The sequence below is a fragment of the Burkholderia stabilis genome (assembly GCF_001742165.1).
GTDB classification, from domain to species: domain Bacteria; phylum Pseudomonadota; class Gammaproteobacteria; order Burkholderiales; family Burkholderiaceae; genus Burkholderia; species Burkholderia stabilis.
The window spans coordinates 3658743-3673177 of the sequence record NZ_CP016442.1 but is presented as its reverse complement, the minus strand read 5'-3'; the positions used below and the strand labels follow the sequence as shown (position 1 = coordinate 3673177).

General features: G+C 63.1%; 17 protein-coding genes. 1 reads left to right on the top strand and 16 read right to left on the bottom strand.

Annotated elements, in window-relative coordinates:
- Positions 1-13: 13 nt before the first annotated feature.
- The 3 genes from BBJ41_RS17150 to BBJ41_RS17140 form a co-directional block, all read right to left on the bottom strand.
- A complete protein-coding gene (locus BBJ41_RS17150; RefSeq protein WP_069747371.1) occupies positions 14-1996 on the bottom strand; it encodes a DNA topoisomerase IV subunit B in 1983 nt (660 codons plus the stop codon).
- Between the two features lie 244 nt (positions 1997-2240).
- Positions 2241-4190 (bottom strand): ATP-binding cassette domain-containing protein, encoded by a 1950-nt coding sequence (locus BBJ41_RS17145; protein WP_069747370.1) that lies wholly within the window; start codon positions 4188-4190, stop codon positions 2241-2243.
- A gap of 247 nt (positions 4191-4437) precedes the next feature.
- A complete protein-coding gene (locus BBJ41_RS17140) occupies positions 4438-4842 on the bottom strand; it encodes a DUF4399 domain-containing protein (protein ID WP_069747369.1) in 405 nt (134 codons plus the stop codon).
- A 197-nt stretch (positions 4843-5039) separates the two neighbouring features.
- On the opposite strand from BBJ41_RS17140, the gene BBJ41_RS17135 reads away from it, so the two are divergent.
- The gene (locus BBJ41_RS17135; RefSeq protein ID WP_034190709.1) at positions 5040-5222 is read left to right on the top strand and encodes a rubredoxin; all 183 of its coding nucleotides are present in this window, start codon (positions 5040-5042) and stop codon (positions 5220-5222) included.
- 282 nt (positions 5223-5504) lie between these two features.
- Here BBJ41_RS17135 and BBJ41_RS17130 read toward each other — a convergent pair whose 3' ends face one another.
- The 13 genes from BBJ41_RS17130 to BBJ41_RS17070 form a co-directional block, all read right to left on the bottom strand.
- Positions 5505-6983, bottom strand: coding sequence for a sensor domain-containing diguanylate cyclase (locus BBJ41_RS17130; RefSeq protein ID WP_049030233.1), 1479 nt, complete (start codon positions 6981-6983; stop codon positions 5505-5507).
- A gap of 224 nt (positions 6984-7207) precedes the next feature.
- A complete protein-coding gene (locus BBJ41_RS41580) occupies positions 7208-7924 on the bottom strand; it encodes an Imm52 family immunity protein (RefSeq protein ID WP_063776557.1) in 717 nt (238 codons plus the stop codon).
- A 12-nt stretch (positions 7925-7936) separates the two neighbouring features.
- Entirely contained in the window at positions 7937-8413 is a 477-nt protein-coding gene (locus BBJ41_RS17120) for a restriction endonuclease fold toxin 5 domain-containing protein (RefSeq protein ID WP_335648605.1), read from the bottom strand.
- Between the two features lie 22 nt (positions 8414-8435).
- The gene (locus BBJ41_RS39200) at positions 8436-8906 is read right to left on the bottom strand and encodes a hypothetical protein (RefSeq protein WP_081052677.1); all 471 of its coding nucleotides are present in this window, start codon (positions 8904-8906) and stop codon (positions 8436-8438) included.
- Positions 8896-9393 (bottom strand): DUF4123 domain-containing protein, encoded by a 498-nt coding sequence (locus BBJ41_RS17110; protein WP_049098666.1) that lies wholly within the window; start codon positions 9391-9393, stop codon positions 8896-8898. The genes BBJ41_RS39200 and BBJ41_RS17110 overlap by 11 nt, the downstream gene beginning before the upstream one ends.
- A gap of 6 nt (positions 9394-9399) precedes the next feature.
- Positions 9400-9759 (bottom strand): PAAR domain-containing protein, encoded by a 360-nt coding sequence (locus BBJ41_RS42105; protein ID WP_407971532.1) that lies wholly within the window; start codon positions 9757-9759, stop codon positions 9400-9402.
- A gap of 244 nt (positions 9760-10003) precedes the next feature.
- Entirely contained in the window at positions 10004-10789 is a 786-nt protein-coding gene (locus tag BBJ41_RS17100; protein ID WP_027787034.1) for a DNA adenine methylase, read from the bottom strand.
- Between the two features lie 170 nt (positions 10790-10959).
- Positions 10960-11454, bottom strand: a complete 495-nt coding sequence (locus BBJ41_RS39195; protein WP_080982996.1) for a DUF2514 family protein — start codon at positions 11452-11454, stop codon at positions 10960-10962.
- The gene (locus BBJ41_RS17090; RefSeq protein ID WP_049117464.1) at positions 11451-11945 is read right to left on the bottom strand and encodes a glycoside hydrolase family 24 protein; all 495 of its coding nucleotides are present in this window, start codon (positions 11943-11945) and stop codon (positions 11451-11453) included. The genes BBJ41_RS39195 and BBJ41_RS17090 overlap by 4 nt, the downstream gene beginning before the upstream one ends.
- A gap of 2 nt (positions 11946-11947) precedes the next feature.
- Entirely contained in the window at positions 11948-12232 is a 285-nt protein-coding gene (locus BBJ41_RS17085; RefSeq protein ID WP_034188712.1) for a phage holin family protein, read from the bottom strand.
- A 76-nt stretch (positions 12233-12308) separates the two neighbouring features.
- Complete coding sequence (locus BBJ41_RS17080; protein WP_049035109.1) at positions 12309-13358, bottom strand: phage late control D family protein; 1050 nt, start codon at positions 13356-13358, stop codon at positions 12309-12311.
- Positions 13359-13367: 9 nt separating this feature from the next.
- Complete coding sequence (locus BBJ41_RS17075) at positions 13368-13574, bottom strand: tail protein X (RefSeq protein WP_049035111.1); 207 nt, start codon at positions 13572-13574, stop codon at positions 13368-13370.
- Complete coding sequence (locus tag BBJ41_RS17070) at positions 13549-14427, bottom strand: phage tail protein (protein ID WP_049035112.1); 879 nt, start codon at positions 14425-14427, stop codon at positions 13549-13551. Before BBJ41_RS17070 ends, BBJ41_RS17075 begins: the two co-directional genes overlap by 26 nt.
- Positions 14428-14435 lie beyond the last annotated feature (8 nt).

Genomic DNA, 14435 nt, shown 5'->3' with positions numbered 1-14435 from the left:
CCGTGCGGAGCGTTTAGATATCCGCTTCGACGTCGTTGCCCTTTTCCTCGAGCCAGCCGCGCCGCGCGGCTGCCTCGCCCTTGCCCATCAGCATCGTCATGCGCGCGACGGTCGCCTCGTAGTCGAGCTCGCCGAGCTTGACCGGCATCAGGCGACGCGTGTCGGGGTTCATCGTCGTGTCCCACAGCTGCTCGGCGCTCATTTCGCCGAGACCCTTGAAGCGGCTGATGCTCCATTGCGTCTCGCGCACGCCGTCCTTGCGCAGCTTGTCGAGGATCGCTTCCAGTTCGCCGTCGTCGAGCGCGTAAAGCTTCTGCGCGGCCTTCTTGCCGCGCGCGGGCGCATCGACGCGGAACAGCGGCGGGCGCGCGACGCACACGTGGCCGCGTTCGATCAACTGCGGGAAATGCTTGAAGAACAGCGTGAGCAGCAGCACCTGGATGTGCGAGCCGTCGACGTCCGCGTCCGACAGGATGCAGATCTTGCCGTAGCGCAGGTTCGACAGGTCGACGGTGTCGTCCGGGCTGTGCGGATCGACGCCGATCGCGACCGAGATGTCGTGCACCTCGTTGTTCGCGAACAGGCGGTCGCGCTCGGTTTCCCACGTGTTCAGCACCTTGCCGCGCAGCGGCAGGATCGCCTGGTATTCCTTGTCGCGGCCCATCTTCGCGGAGCCGCCCGCCGAATCGCCCTCGACGAGGAACAGCTCGTTGCGCGCGATGTCCTCGGTCTCGCAATCGGTCAGCTTGCCGGGCAGCACCGCGACGCCCGAGCTCTTGCGCTTCTCGACCTTCTGGCCCGCGCGCGTGCGCGCCTGCGCCTGCTTGATCACGAGCTCGGCGAGCTTCTTGCCGTGCTCGACGTGCTGGTTCAGCCACAGTTCGAGCGCGGGGCGCGAGAACGACGACACGAGCTTCACCGCGTCGCGGCTGTTCAGCCGCTCCTTGATCTGCCCCTGGAACTGCGGATCGAGCACCTTCGCGGACAGCACGAACGACACACGCGCGAACACGTCTTCCGCGAGCAGCTTCACGCCCTTCGGCTGCAGGTTGTGCAGCTCGACGAAGCTCTTCACGGCCTGGTACAGGCCGTCGCGCAAGCCCGACTCGTGCGTGCCGCCGGCCGGCGTCGGGATCAGGTTCACGTACGACTCGCGCACGAGCGAGCCTTCCTCGCTCCATGCGACGACCCACGACGCGCCCTCGCCCTCGGCGAAGGTATCGTCGCCCGAACGCGAATCGGCGAAGCGCTCGCCTTCGAACAGCGGGATCAGCAGCTCGCTGCCGTTCATTTCGTCGAGCAGGTAGCCGCGCAGGCCGTCCTCGTATTTCCAGGTCTGGCGCTCGCCCGTCTTTTCGTTGACGAGCACGACCTCGACGCCCGGCAGCAGCACGGCCTTCGAGCGCAGCAGGCGCTGCAGCTCGCCCGTCGGCAGGTTCGGCGAATCGAAGTACTTCGGATTCGGCCACACCTGCACGCGCGTGCCGGATTTCTTCTCGCCGCGGCCCGCGCCTTGCGTCGCGAGCGGCTTCACGACATCGCCTTCGGCGAAGCCGAGCTCGGCGATCTTGCCGTCGCGCCACACCGTCACGTCGAGGCGCGTCGCGAGCGCGTTCGTCACCGACACGCCGACGCCGTGCAGGCCGCCCGAGAACGTGTACGCGCCGCCCGCGGCCTTGTCGAACTTGCCGCCCGCATGCAGGCGCGTGAACACGATCTCGACGACCGGCACGCCTTCTTCGGGGTGCATGCCGAACGGGATGCCGCGGCCGTCGTCCTCGACCGATACCGACTGATCGGCGTGCAGCGTGACCGTGATCTGCTTGCCGTAGCCGCCAAGCGCCTCGTCGGACGCGTTGTCGATGACTTCCTGGATGATGTGCAGCGGATTCTCGGTACGGGTGTACATGCCGGGCCGCTGCTTGACCGGCTCGAGACCCTTGAGCACCTTGATCGATGCTTCGCTATAGGCCGCGCTGGGTTTCTTCGTAGACATAGGCGCTGAATTTCGTCATTCATCGGGACGTTGTCCACACCTCGTGTGGATAACGTCGTGGACAAAACGTTGAGTTCCGTAAAAAAGCGAATCGAAACAACGGTGTGCTTGGACTGCTCCGAAAGCGGGCGCGCGCGACGTGCGCAGCGCTGCCCGGGACGCGCGGTATTTTACTGGTTCCGCGTGGCGCGCCAATCGCAAGATCGCCGCGCGCCGCCGCCGGCCGCGCGACGTCCTGCGCACGTCACGCCGGCTTGCGCTTCGCCTCGAGCGTTTCCCACCGTTCGAGCGCGGCGAGCAATTCGTCGTCGATCGCCGCGAACCGCTCGGTCAGGCGCGTGCCTTCCTGCGGGTCCTTCGCGAAAATCGAACCGTCCTCGAGCTGCGCATTGATCGTCTTTTGCTCCGCTTCGAGCGCGGCGATCTTCTCCGGCAGCGAATCGAGCTCGCGCTGCTCGTTGAACGACAGCTTCGCCGTGCGCTGCGCGTTGCGGCCCGCGGCGCTCTTCGCCGGTTCGTCCTTGACGGGCGCCGCTTCCTTCACCGCGCGCTTCGCGGCTTCCTGCTGCGCAAGTTGCTGCGAACGCTCGCTCTGGATCTGCCAGTCGGTGAAGCCGCCGACATACTCGCGCCACTTGCCGTCGCCCTCGGCCGCGATCACCGACGTCACGACGTTGTCGAGGAACGCGCGATCGTGGCTGACGAGCAGCACCGTGCCGTCGTAGTCGGCCAGCAGCTCTTCGAGCAGTTCGAGCGTCGGGATGTCGAGGTCGTTGGTCGGTTCGTCGAGCACCAGCACGTTGGCCGGACGCGCGAACAGGCGCGCAAGCAGCAACCGGTTGCGCTCGCCGCCCGACAGCGACTTCACCGGCGAACGCGCGCGTTCCGGCGCGAACAGGAAATCGCCGAGATAGCTCATTACGTGCTTGCGCACGCCGCCGATCTCGACCCATTCGCTGCCGGGGCTGATCGTATCCGCGAGGCTCTTCTCCTGGTCGAGCTGCGCGCGCATCTGGTCGAAATACGCGACCTGCAGGTTCGTGCCGGTGCGCACCGTGCCTTCGTCGGGCTTCAGCTCGCCGAGGATCAGCTTGAGCAGCGTGGTCTTGCCCACGCCGTTCGGGCCGACGAAGCCGATCTTGTCGCCGCGCATGACCGTCGTCGAGATGCAATCGACGACCGTACGGCCACCGTAGCGCTTCGTCACGTCGGTCAGCTCCGCGACGATCTTGCCGGACTTCTCGCCCTGCGCGACGTCGAGCTTCACGTTGCCCTGCGTGTTGCGGCGCTCCGCGCGCTCGTGACGCATCTGCTCGAGCCGCGCGATGCGGCCGACACTGCGCGTGCGGCGCGCCTCGACGCCCTTGCGGATCCACACTTCTTCCTGCGCGAGCAGCTTGTCGAACTTGTCGTTTTCCACGCGCTCGACTTCGAGCTGCTGCGCCTTGCGCGTCTGGTACGCGGAGAAATTGCCCGGGTACGACAGCAGCCGGCCGCGATCGAGCTCGACGATGCGCGTCGCGACGCGGTCGAGGAACGCGCGATCGTGGGTGATGAACAGCAGGCCCGCGCGCTGCGCGACGAGCAGCTCTTCCAGCCAGCGGATGCCGTCGAAGTCGAGGTGGTTGGTCGGCTCGTCGAGCAGCAGCACGTCGGGCTGCAGCACCAGCGCGCGCGCCAGCGCGACGCGCTTCTGCATCCCGCCCGACAGCGCGTCGACGCTCGCATCGCCATCCAGCAGGCCGATCTGCGCGAGCGTCATCGACACGCGCGTGCGCCAGTTCCATGCGTCGTGCGCGTCGAGCGACGACTGCAGCGCGTTCATCCGCGCGAGCAGCGCATCGTGCTCGGCGCCTTCCGGCGTATCCGCGAGGCGGTGCGCGATGGAATCGAATTCTTCGAGCACTTCGCGCGTATGCGCGAGCCCCGACGCGACCGCTTCGAAGACCGTCGCGCCCGGTTCAAACTCGGGCTCCTGCGGCACATAGACGGTCACGAGTTCCTGCTGACGCGTGACCAGCCCGTCGTCGGGTTTCGCGAGGCCGGCGACGATCTTCAGCAGCGACGATTTGCCCGCGCCGTTGCGGCCGATCAGGCCGACGCGCTCGCCGGCTTCCAGCGAGAAATCCGCGTGATCGAGCAACGCGACGTGACCGAACGCGAGCTGCGCGCCGGTAATGGAATAGAGCGACATGGGGAGGAGACGGCGAAGAGAGAAATCGGAAGCGCCCATTGTACCGGTCGCGGACGGCAGCGCCGGCATGGCCGGACGGACTAGACTCGAGGGCGGTGCGATGCAGCGCTTGCGGCCGGTTCCGGCATCGGATACCAAACGCACGCTGCGCACGGCCGGATGGACGGGCGCGGACCGGCCGGATGCCGCTGGCCGACCGGTCGGCTATCCCGCGCCGGCGCACCGGGCGCCCACGCGGGATGTGCGGTTACTTCACGTTCACCGTGATCGTCGAGCTCATTTCGGGACCGTACGAACGGTGAGCACCGTCGCCGAGCTGCAGCGTCAGCGTGTGCTGGCCGGGCGGCAGCTTCACGTCGGTTTCGGTCTGGCCCTTGCCGAAATGCAGCGAATGGTCGGTCGCCGGGATCACGTCGCCCTTCGGCACCGGCTTGCCGTCGATCAGCAGGTGATGGTGGCCCGTATTCGGCGTCATGTCGCCGGCCGGTTTGAGATCCATGCCTTCGAGGCCGAACTTCACATGCACCGGGCTCGACACCGTCGCGCCGTCCTGCGGCTCGACGAAGAACACACGCGCTTCGGCGCGCGCGAGCGTCGACACGGCCAGCGCCGCGACACAAACTGCACCCGCGATCCACTTTCTATTGAGCATCGTTTTCCTCCTTCAGATTGACAGGCCCACGAAGCATACACCGCATGTCTGCCGTACGCGACGGCGCTCGTTGTTCGCGATGCGTACGTTTAAAACGACGTTGCGGAGACGTTCAGCGAAATTCCGGTACCATTGCGCCTTTCGTCCGCCGGCCAGGCCGCGGAGCATCACCGAATTTCCATTATCCCGAGCGTCACATGAGCGAAGTAACCGAATACCAGAGCTGGGTCTGCCTGATTTGCGGGTGGGTCTACAACGAAGCGGAAGGGCTGCCCGACGAGGGCATCGCGGCCGGCACCCGTTTCGCCGACATTCCCGCCGACTGGCGGTGCCCGCTGTGCGACGTGGGCAAGGAAGATTTCGTCGTCGTCGATTTCTGATTTCCTGATCGCGACCGATCGCGCGACGCGCACGACGGCGCGGATTCTGCCCGCCGACGCGCCGCGCGTTTGTTATACTCTGCGCGCTGTCCACACCGCCGTCCGGTTCGTGCTTTTTCGCGCGTTCACCCGGACATGGCTCTCCCCGTAGTTCAGGGGATGGAATGATGATCTCAAGGCTTACCCAGCAAGGCTCCCGCCCCTTACTGTAGCAAATTCGTAGCACAAAAAAAGCCCGCTCGCTGCGGGCTTTCGTATTCTTGAACCTGCCAAATCGCTCCGTCAAGCTGCTACGTGGGACGTAGCGACCTTGTTCCTCCCGGTTAACTTCGCGTAATACAGCGCCTCGTCTGCCTCCTTGATCAGCGCGCTTGGCTCACCGTCTTGATCCGGCGTCCACGTCGCCAAACCAATACTGGCCGTCACGCGCCCATATTCGCTACCGGCGTGCTCAAGTGCCAGATCGTCGATCGCCGCACGAATCCGTTCGGCGATCTGCGCAGCTCCGGTCTGCGGCGTGTCTGGGAGCAGCACGACGAATTCCTCCCCGCCATAGCGAGCCGCAGTATCGACCGGGCGTCGGATGCTCTCGCCGATACAACGGGCGACCGCAGCCAGCGCATCATCCCCTGCCTGATGGCCGTAAGTATCGTTGTAAGCCTTAAAGCGGTCGACGTCGACGAACAGCAGCGAGAAGACGGAATGCGCGCGCCTGGCGCGACGCCACTCCCGGTCCAACACCTCCCCGAAGCTGCGGCGATTGTTCAGGCCGGTGAGCCCGTCGGTGCGTGCAAGCAGCACCAGCTCGGACTCAGCAAGCATGCGACGCCGCAGTTGCCCACTGAGCAAGATCGACAGCGCGATGAAAGCAGCGCCGAAGGTGGCTACTAATGCGCCGATTGTTACGGCGCGGTGCCGCCACGCGGCATAGATGTCCTGCTCGGCTTCCGCCACCATGATGATCAGCGGCAACTTGGGCAGATGCTTGAAGTAGTAGAGCCGGCGCACGCCGTCGATTGAGGCCGTCTCCGAGAACACCCCTTCTGGTGCGGACTTGAACCGCAGGAAAGTCGCGGCCTTGCTGATGTCGCGGCCGACGATACCGTCCTTGTACGGCTGACGCATCACCATGATGCCGTCCGTGCCGATCAGCGAAATCGAACCGTGCTGCCCGAGCGACAGGCCAGAGAACAGTTGGTGGAAGTACTCAAGGTTGAGGCCGATCAGCGCGATGCCGGCAAACGAGCCATCCGGGTTCGAGATGCGCCGCGATAGTGCAATGCTCGGCGTACCGCCGCGCAGGCGCGACGCGAACGGATCGCTGACATAAAGACCAACGTCTGGGTTATCGCGATGGACAGTGAAGTATTTACGATCGGCGAAATTTCCCTTGCGCGGCACGTCGTTGGCCGAATCCAGGATGATGTCGCCCCGGGCATCGAGCACCAGCATCGAACCGATGAAGTTGGCACTCATTGCGCGGTCGAAAAGCACGCCTCGTCGCACCGCGAGCGCTGCCGCCATTACGTCGGGCTGCTGCAGGCCATGAATCGCTGCCTGCAAGGATAGGTCGTAAAGTTCGAAGTTACGCTCAATGTCACGCTCGGCCAGCAGACCGAGATTGCGCGAGGTTTCGCTAGCTCGCTCCAGGGCGTCGTGGCGGCTCTGGAATAGCTGTAGCACGCACAGGCCCATCAGCGCGCAGGCGATCACAATACCGACTGCCACAATGGCGTAAGGGGCTGCCTTCCCGGGATGCATGGATCTCCTCGCCGCAAAAGTGTGCGCGCGCCGGCGCATGGTTTCCGCATACTAAATCGGATAAGCACATTTGCAAGCGCAGAGCGAAATTGACCGAAAGGCGAACATCGCGCAAGGGAGATAGAGCTATCGGTAAACCCCAGTGGCTAAAGTAACTTTATGTCCGATCCATGACAAGACGTCACCCGATTCAATTGGCAGGGATTGACGGACCTTAGCTGCCCTCAGATCTCGGTAAGAAGCGGCAGTAGATCCATAGAAATGAGTCGCGCCTCGATATTGTGCGCCACGGCAAGGTGCTCCTCATTGTCGGCCGAGAACACCTCACCCTTGATGCTGACAAGGATCGTCCCGAGCCGCCTCTTCCCATCTTCCGACAACACGGGAATGATCTCCTGCGCTTCGGGGATCTGCTGCACGGTCAGTTCCACCGGCAGATAGATCATCCAACCGACACCAGGACGATCCTGAAACGCCTGCTTCTCCGAATAACCGTCAGGCGCGGCCGAGATCACGGCCGGCAAAAACTCCTGTGCAGTCTTGACCACAATATTCGCCACAGTATCTTTGTGCTCGATGAACGCCCCGCGAGCGCCGAGCGAGACCGTGTCAGGGAAATGCCCACCGCACGCGAAGACCTCGACCGATGCGCCGATGGAATCGTCCGCGCTACCGTCCCATATCCCGAGCGACGACGTTTCCTCGCCTCGGTATTCATTCTCCAGCGCCGCGACCGCCGTGCTACTGGGCTGGCCATCGGCCGCGTACACCTCGCCCGTCTGCGCCTCTTCGAGCGTATCGCCCTGCATTCGCCAATTCGGACGCGACAGTTCCGGAGCCGCTGCCGCCATTACATCAACAATCGCACCGACCTTCGCGAGTGTTTGCGAGAAAGCGAACACCTCGATCCCGCCGGCCTTGATGAAGGAATCAATTTTCATGATGGTAGGAATTTACGGAAGATATTCCGACTCGATCGACATGGTCTTAAACCATACCGACATCCGCCTATAGGTCAACGGCCCTTGGAAATAGTACCGTAGCCGCGTAGGCGGATTCGCCTTGACCCGCATCGCGCGCTTGATCGCCTGATCGCGCATATGGCGAAAGCCCTTGAAGAACTGTTCGGACTTCGGAATAGATCCATCAAGGAACTGGTCATAGTTCCCCTTGGCCTCTTGCAGCAAGCACTCTTGCGGCTTGAACCCGTCAAAATCGATTCCAAGCCACTCCCACTCGTCGCTCCACTGGCAGCTCTCCGTATCGAACGCAAAGCCGGTTACGCGCGCCTGATATCGGTACGCCGGCCAGTTAGCGCCGTGTCGGCTCCGCACAAGCCTGCCCGTCTGTTCAGGTGGGCACTTCTTGCAAGGCGCAGTGGAATCGGACATTGTCCGCGATTCGGTTTTTCCCTTCGCCTGCTCGTCCATCTTGCTGACGTCCCCCCGAAGGCTACCGATCCCCGCTACTGCCACGCCCCCCAATAAAGCGCTTCCAATAGCCGACAATACCGGCCCCGCTTCCGCTGCTGCGGCCGTCACTAGAGGGATTAACGGTGCCGCCATGCGGAACTCCTTTCAAGCTATCGGGATGTTGTGATCGCCAAGTGATCTCTTGGACGTAGACGTGAAAACGCTCATCGGCGCTACGGCCGGGTTTCGTCAGCCATGCCTTCGCAGCCGGCTTCTCGTAAAAGTGCGGCGAATACGCCTCGATTTTCAAGAACTGAACCAGATGCTCGCTATCCTGAATCCCGAGAGATCGAGCGGCGCGATATGCATCCCAGAGCCGGTTATGAAGATCGATATCCTGCGTCAAAGCAGGATCTGCCTTGAGCAGATCACGGCGCACGCCGTCAACGAAATTGCGAGCCTCGCCCTCGGCGAGTGCAGACACGTGGGCGGGAGTAAGGTTAAGCGGCATGGGGATGCGCCCTGAAGAGCTGCCCGTCGATCTCGATCAACCAGTCGAAGGTCGGGGAGAAAAATGTCGTCCGCTCGGCCGGACTAAGGGCAGGTGCGAAATGCCGCATCACACGGGCGTCGTAATAGCGAAGCATTACCGACCGGCCATCCGGCAATATTCCGTCAAGCCGCTCGCGAAGTTCTGCCGCGAGCTGGTGCGGTTGATACGCGCTGATAATCCAGCTCACCCCATATTCACCCTGCGCTAACTGCCCGAGCACACGCCGGCAATCGCCGTCGACAGCCGCGAAGTCGAATAGCCACGGGCCGGCATCCGCGAGCGAGGCGTCTGGTGTTGCATCAAGCAGCGCAATTGCCGCGTCACGCGCCCGGCGCGGCTCGGAACCGCTCTGCTCCGAATACAACAGCCCATCCACAAGCGCAAACAGACGAACCGGAAGGCTCGCCCGCTCTTGCATCGCTGAATAGATATCTTGAATGCTCATCGACGCTCACCCGCGAACGACCATCGCAGCCGCGTTCTTGGCAGCAGCAACCATGCATGAGAGACAGAATCCCTGGGATGGCTTCGGGGCAGCGAGTTCGAGCGCGACCGGACCTCCTGTCGCGGAAAAACCCATTTTGACGAGTGCATCCGACTCGAAGGACTGAAACATCTCTGACTGCGATGCAATCATGGTTGGGAGCGGACTGCACCCGCAAGCGACCTTATCGCCTTCCAGCGCAGCTTCGTGCCCCATCAAGTTACCCGGCCAACGCGGCCCCTCTGCAACGATGACACCGACACGCTTGCACGCTGGACAAGTTACTTTGGCACCTACGTAGGTGAGTCCAACCCCGTCGCAACTCATTGTCGGGATAGCGTCGACGACCACCCCGCCGCTGGTCGATTGGTCTCCGACTCGGAGATAGTTCCGCTTCACATGCAGGCCCTCTCGGTTTCTAATGATCCGACTATTCCCGAGCAAGAGACCGATGTCGAGAGTCGGAAGGCGACTTGACCAAATGTGACATTTAACCAACTCGCCCCCGCGCTCAAAACCCCGCAAAATTGCCGGGTATGCCGCAGGAGCTGTCCTGCGGGCGAGCCATCCGCTAGAACAGACCAACCGGCTGCGACGCGTCATCCCAACTGAAAATGATCAGCTCGTTACGGTCGACGGCCTCAACACCAACCGTGTACTGGATCGGCACGGTTTCGATGTAAAACCCCTCGAACACGCGTCGAATGTCCGGGTGATCGTTGAGACTCACAATCGCGCGACCTTTGAGACGGCGCAGCCGCTCGGCCATCTTTTCGTACTCCGCAAACGGGAACGGCACGCCATACCCCTGCGTCTCGTAATACGGCGGATCGAGATAGAACAGCGTGTGCGGCCGATCGTATCGATCAATGCACGCAGCCCAATCCAAGCGCTCGATGAAGGCGTTCGCCAACCGCTGATGCGCGACGGATAGCTCCTCCTTCAGTCGAATGGGATTCAATCCCGGCGCAGCCAGCGTCTTCGATCCGAAAGTCTGCCCTTCGAGCTTCCCACCAAAGCAACTTTTCTGCAGGTAGTAGAAGCGTGCAGCACGCTGGATATCGGTGAGCGTTTCCGGGATCGTATGCTTCAACCAACCGAACAGCTCGCGACTCGTAAACGCCCAATTGAACTGCCGCACGAACTCGTCGACGTGATGCTGCACGACACGATACAAATTGATCAGTTCACCGTTGATGTCGTTGACCACCTCGACCTTCGCCGGCGGACGCATGAAGTACAACGCAGCCCCGCCCGCGAACACTTCGACATAGCAGTCGTGCGCCGGGAAACGCGGAATAAGATGGTCTGCAAGACGGCGCTTACCGCCGATCCAAGGAATGATGGGATTTGCCATTGTGAAAGCCGTTTTTAAACTTGGTGTAGAATCCGGCCCGCCTACCGGTAGGTAGCAGGGCCTTGGCCGATTCACTGGCTCAGACAGTGGAAAGGCGACCGGGAGACGTGTTGCTGCACGTCCTCCGGTCGCCCTGTTTCTTTCGAGGCCACCCGGCCTCGATCGCCGCGCTACTGCGGCAAGTTGCTTTGCGCGTCGCCGATCAACGCGTCATAACTGCGCTCGCATTGCCGACCGGCGACTCCTCGCTCGTCAGCGATCTTTGCCAGCTCTCCCGCGCGCTCGTCAGCCCGGCCGAACACGTCGGCAAGCAGATCGAGGGCGTCGCCGGTTGCCGGGCTTCCGGCCGCAGCGCCGGCACGCCGGACGTCGCCGACGAGTGCGGCGACTTGCCTGCGCAGCCCGTCAGCAGCAGCGCCGGCAACAGCAGCATCAGCGGCTGCCTGATCACGTTCTTTCGCAGCATCGGTTGCGATCTCCTGTTGTGCCGCCAACCGGCGGCGATATTCGTTACGTTCGTTCGTCAGGTCATCGATCTGCCGCGCCTGATCCACCACCTTCGCGGATTGGTCGGCATCACGATGTCCCTCAAAGTAGCCGCAGGCAGCGCCGGCAATGACGCCAGCAACGACGAGCAGCCAAATGCGCGGGTCGATCCACGTCATGCGATCACCTCCCCGCCGGCCGCGCGATACGCCGCCAGCAATTCCTCGATGTCGTTTTCGTGCTGGCCGTATCCCGCCCCCGGCAGACTGGCCCATACGTTCGACACCTTGGCGATGGCTTCGCGAAACCGGCCTGCATCGATCAACGGCAATGCGCCGTGCTCGCGCAACTGCTGCAGCGCGTACCGATCCTGCGACACCGGCCCGAAGTCGGGCAGCTTCATCTGCGCCTGATAGATACGCCACCAGCGCGTGAGGATCTGGTAACGACCAGCCGCTGTCGACGGCACGCGGATCTGGCGATTGAGCACGTTCGGATGTGCGGCATAGCTCGCAAACAGCAGCGGGCGCGATGCCGTCGCACCGACCAGGACGTTGTAACCGTCGTCCGACTTCGCGAGCAACGGCGAGCCGATCTCGCTTACCGCGATGGTGTCGAGAAACGCCACCCGGTTCTTTCCGCCCGCAGCGGTCACACTGATTCGCGCCATCGTCACTTCCCTCCAAACACACGTTTTGCATTCCGGCGCAGCAGCACTTCGAGGTACTGCGACCCCACAATGCCGAGCGCACTCCCCAGACCGAGCAGCGCGATCGGCGGCAGATCCGGAATCTGCAGCAGCGCGAGCCCGGCCACCATCGACGTTGCTGATCCCAATACGGCCCGGCCGACAACCAGCCGAAACGACAACGGCTCGCTACCAACCAACACCTTCGCGATGCCGATCAATCCGCCCATGACGATCAGCTCCAGAATCGTTTTTTCGTGGTCTTGCATCGGTTCCCCTTGCCCGATAAAAAGAAAGGCCGCCCCGGTTGCCCGTGAGCGGCCTGCAAATTCAGTGCGTGACGCGTTACTGCGGCGCCGGCACCACCAGAGTGATTTTCTTGCCCGACTTCTTCTTGTGCCCGACCTTCGCTTTCCCCTTGTTCCCTCCGTTCAAAGTCACGACCGTGATCCACCCGCGCGATGCGAACGTGTGCTCGACCGACTCGACCAGAAACTCACCGTCTACTCCGGTCTTGAACCCCTTCAGCGCGATCGTCTTTTCCGCCGACAGATCTGCGCGGCCGCGCATCGTCAGCCGGCTCGTCGACGTGTGCCGGTTGAGCGTCGCCATTCGCGATGTCGCGCCCGCTTTCGCGGCTTCCGGACTCGCGAACGCATGGCGCTCGGTATGCACCGCGGACGCACCTGGCGGTGCATCCGGGTTCGGGATCGTCAGATCGATCTTCTTCCCGGACTTGCGGTCATGCACCTTCGTGCGCACGGCCGCGAAGCTCGCTCGGTCCGGGAAATTGATGTCGTAATCGAGCAGGTCGCCCGGCGTGAGAGTGACGATCGGCAGCGGCTTGCCGCTCGCGCTCTTGCCGCCGCCGCGCGGCAAGACGATCAGCTTGCCGGCCTTGACCGTCGCCGTCGCACCGTACTGGCGAGCCACGCGCGTGATGAAGTGCAGATCGCTTTCGCCGAACTGGTCGATACGTGGCACGACGACGTCGACGTCACACGCGGCCGCCCATTTGTTACGACGCGCGACGTCGCCGACGATGTCGGCCAGCTTCGCGTTCGACCAGCTCCCGTATCGCTGCGTTTTCGACGTCGCGCGCATGTTCGCAGGCTTGCCCCGGATCACGACGCTGGCCGGCGGCCCGCGCAATCCAACCTCGTCGACGGCGTACTCGCCGAGCATCGACAGCCCCTGTCCCTCCCACCCGATCGACACCTTCAACGTCGCGCCTTTCGGCGGAAACTCGATGCGGCCGTCGCGATCGTCGAGCGTGATCGTGCACTCGTCCGCGTCTAGACCGGGTTTGTCCATCGACCGGATCTCAAGCACTCGGTCCTGAATGACCTTGGTTACGTCGGCCCCGTTCGCGACGATCTGAAAAATCGCTTCCATCGCACCTCACTATGTCCAGAGCTGGACTGACTCGGCACGTGGCGCATCGAGATCCGGCATCAGGATCTCGATGCCGGCCGGGAACGGCTGCGACCGATTCGCCAGCCCCGGATTCGCCTCGTACACGGCCTCGACCGTTCCCTGCAGCGCTCCGTAAAAGCGATAGCAAAGCGTGTCGAGCACGTCACCGTCAGACGTTCTTAAAGTCTTCGCCATAGCGTCCGAACTCCACCGAGAATGTTTGCTTGCGCGGCAAGCCGTCCGCGAGCAGCGCGTCCTGCTCCTCCTCGATCGCCTGCAACAGCCAGCGGCCGAGCACTTCGCCATCGCCCGTCGTGAGCTGCACGGGCTTCATCCTGCCGCCGATGGCACGCAGCCGGTTGATCTGCTTCGTACCGGCCCCAAGCGACGGGAACACGACGCCCGACAGCGTGATCGTCTCGCCCCCTTCGCTGACCGGTTGCAGCGCCTCCTGGCGATTCAAGCGCTCCTGAGACGCCACGCGATATCGCGTCGCTCGTCGCAACTTGTCGTGAGCAGCCGTCGACAGGTTGAAATGGAATGCGTCGCCGGCATCCGTCGTCATCGACATCAGGTGCGGCGTGCTCGACGACGCACCGTCGATCAGACCCGACAGCATCGAGCCGACGCCCGTCGACTTGATCACGTCCATCACCGCCGAGTCCTTCAGACCCACCGCCGCGTTGAACTGATTCCACGCCCCGCCCAATGCAGACTTGACGCTGTCGGCGGCAGCCCGCACAAGGGGGAAATTCGATCCGTCGACGGCTTTCAGAATCGAGCCGATCGACGCCTGCGTCGCGTTGAAGCTACGCACGACAGCGCCGACCTGCGGAAACAGGTCCGACGCCACCGACAGCGCGCTTGTCGCGCCTGTCAGCAGCTCGGCCGCGCTGCTCAGATTGCCGGTTGCGAGACGTTGCAGCATGTCGACCGTCGCCATGCTCGCCGCGCGGTTTCGATCGAATATGCGAACCATCTGCCGCACGCGCTCCGTCGCGATCCCCGCCTGCGTTGCTGCTCCCGAGATCTGTCGAAACACATCCATAGCGCCTC

What these genes read in the sequence shown, in the direction of transcription:
- BBJ41_RS17150 (WP_069747371.1), bottom strand. Translation starts at nt 1,996, where the DNA reads ATGTCTACGAAGAAACCCAGCGCGGCCTATAGCGAAGCATCGATCAAG.
- BBJ41_RS17145 (WP_069747370.1), bottom strand. Translation starts at nt 4,190, where the DNA reads ATGTCGCTCTATTCCATTACCGGCGCGCAGCTCGCGTTCGGTCACGTC.
- BBJ41_RS17140 (WP_069747369.1), bottom strand. Translation starts at nt 4,842, where the DNA reads ATGCTCAATAGAAAGTGGATCGCGGGTGCAGTTTGTGTCGCGGCGCTG.
- BBJ41_RS17135 (WP_034190709.1), top strand. Translation starts at nt 5,040, where the DNA reads ATGAGCGAAGTAACCGAATACCAGAGCTGGGTCTGCCTGATTTGCGGG.
- BBJ41_RS17130 (WP_049030233.1), bottom strand. Translation starts at nt 6,983, where the DNA reads ATGCATCCCGGGAAGGCAGCCCCTTACGCCATTGTGGCAGTCGGTATT.
- BBJ41_RS41580 (WP_063776557.1), bottom strand. Translation starts at nt 7,924, where the DNA reads ATGAAAATTGATTCCTTCATCAAGGCCGGCGGGATCGAGGTGTTCGCT.
- BBJ41_RS17120 (WP_335648605.1), bottom strand. Translation starts at nt 8,413, where the DNA reads ATGGACGAGCAGGCGAAGGGAAAAACCGAATCGCGGACAATGTCCGAT.
- BBJ41_RS39200 (WP_081052677.1), bottom strand. Translation starts at nt 8,906, where the DNA reads ATGCCGCTTAACCTTACTCCCGCCCACGTGTCTGCACTCGCCGAGGGC.
- BBJ41_RS17110 (WP_049098666.1), bottom strand. Translation starts at nt 9,393, where the DNA reads ATGAGCATTCAAGATATCTATTCAGCGATGCAAGAGCGGGCGAGCCTT.
- BBJ41_RS42105 (WP_407971532.1), bottom strand. Translation starts at nt 9,759, where the DNA reads ATGAGTTGCGACGGGGTTGGACTCACCTACGTAGGTGCCAAAGTAACT.
- BBJ41_RS17100 (WP_027787034.1), bottom strand. Translation starts at nt 10,789, where the DNA reads ATGGCAAATCCCATCATTCCTTGGATCGGCGGTAAGCGCCGTCTTGCA.
- BBJ41_RS39195 (WP_080982996.1), bottom strand. Translation starts at nt 11,454, where the DNA reads ATGACGTGGATCGACCCGCGCATTTGGCTGCTCGTCGTTGCTGGCGTC.
- BBJ41_RS17090 (WP_049117464.1), bottom strand. Translation starts at nt 11,945, where the DNA reads ATGGCGCGAATCAGTGTGACCGCTGCGGGCGGAAAGAACCGGGTGGCG.
- BBJ41_RS17085 (WP_034188712.1), bottom strand. Translation starts at nt 12,232, where the DNA reads ATGCAAGACCACGAAAAAACGATTCTGGAGCTGATCGTCATGGGCGGA.
- BBJ41_RS17080 (WP_049035109.1), bottom strand. Translation starts at nt 13,358, where the DNA reads ATGGAAGCGATTTTTCAGATCGTCGCGAACGGGGCCGACGTAACCAAG.
- BBJ41_RS17075 (WP_049035111.1), bottom strand. Translation starts at nt 13,574, where the DNA reads ATGGCGAAGACTTTAAGAACGTCTGACGGTGACGTGCTCGACACGCTT.
- BBJ41_RS17070 (WP_049035112.1), bottom strand. Translation starts at nt 14,427, where the DNA reads ATGGATGTGTTTCGACAGATCTCGGGAGCAGCAACGCAGGCGGGGATC.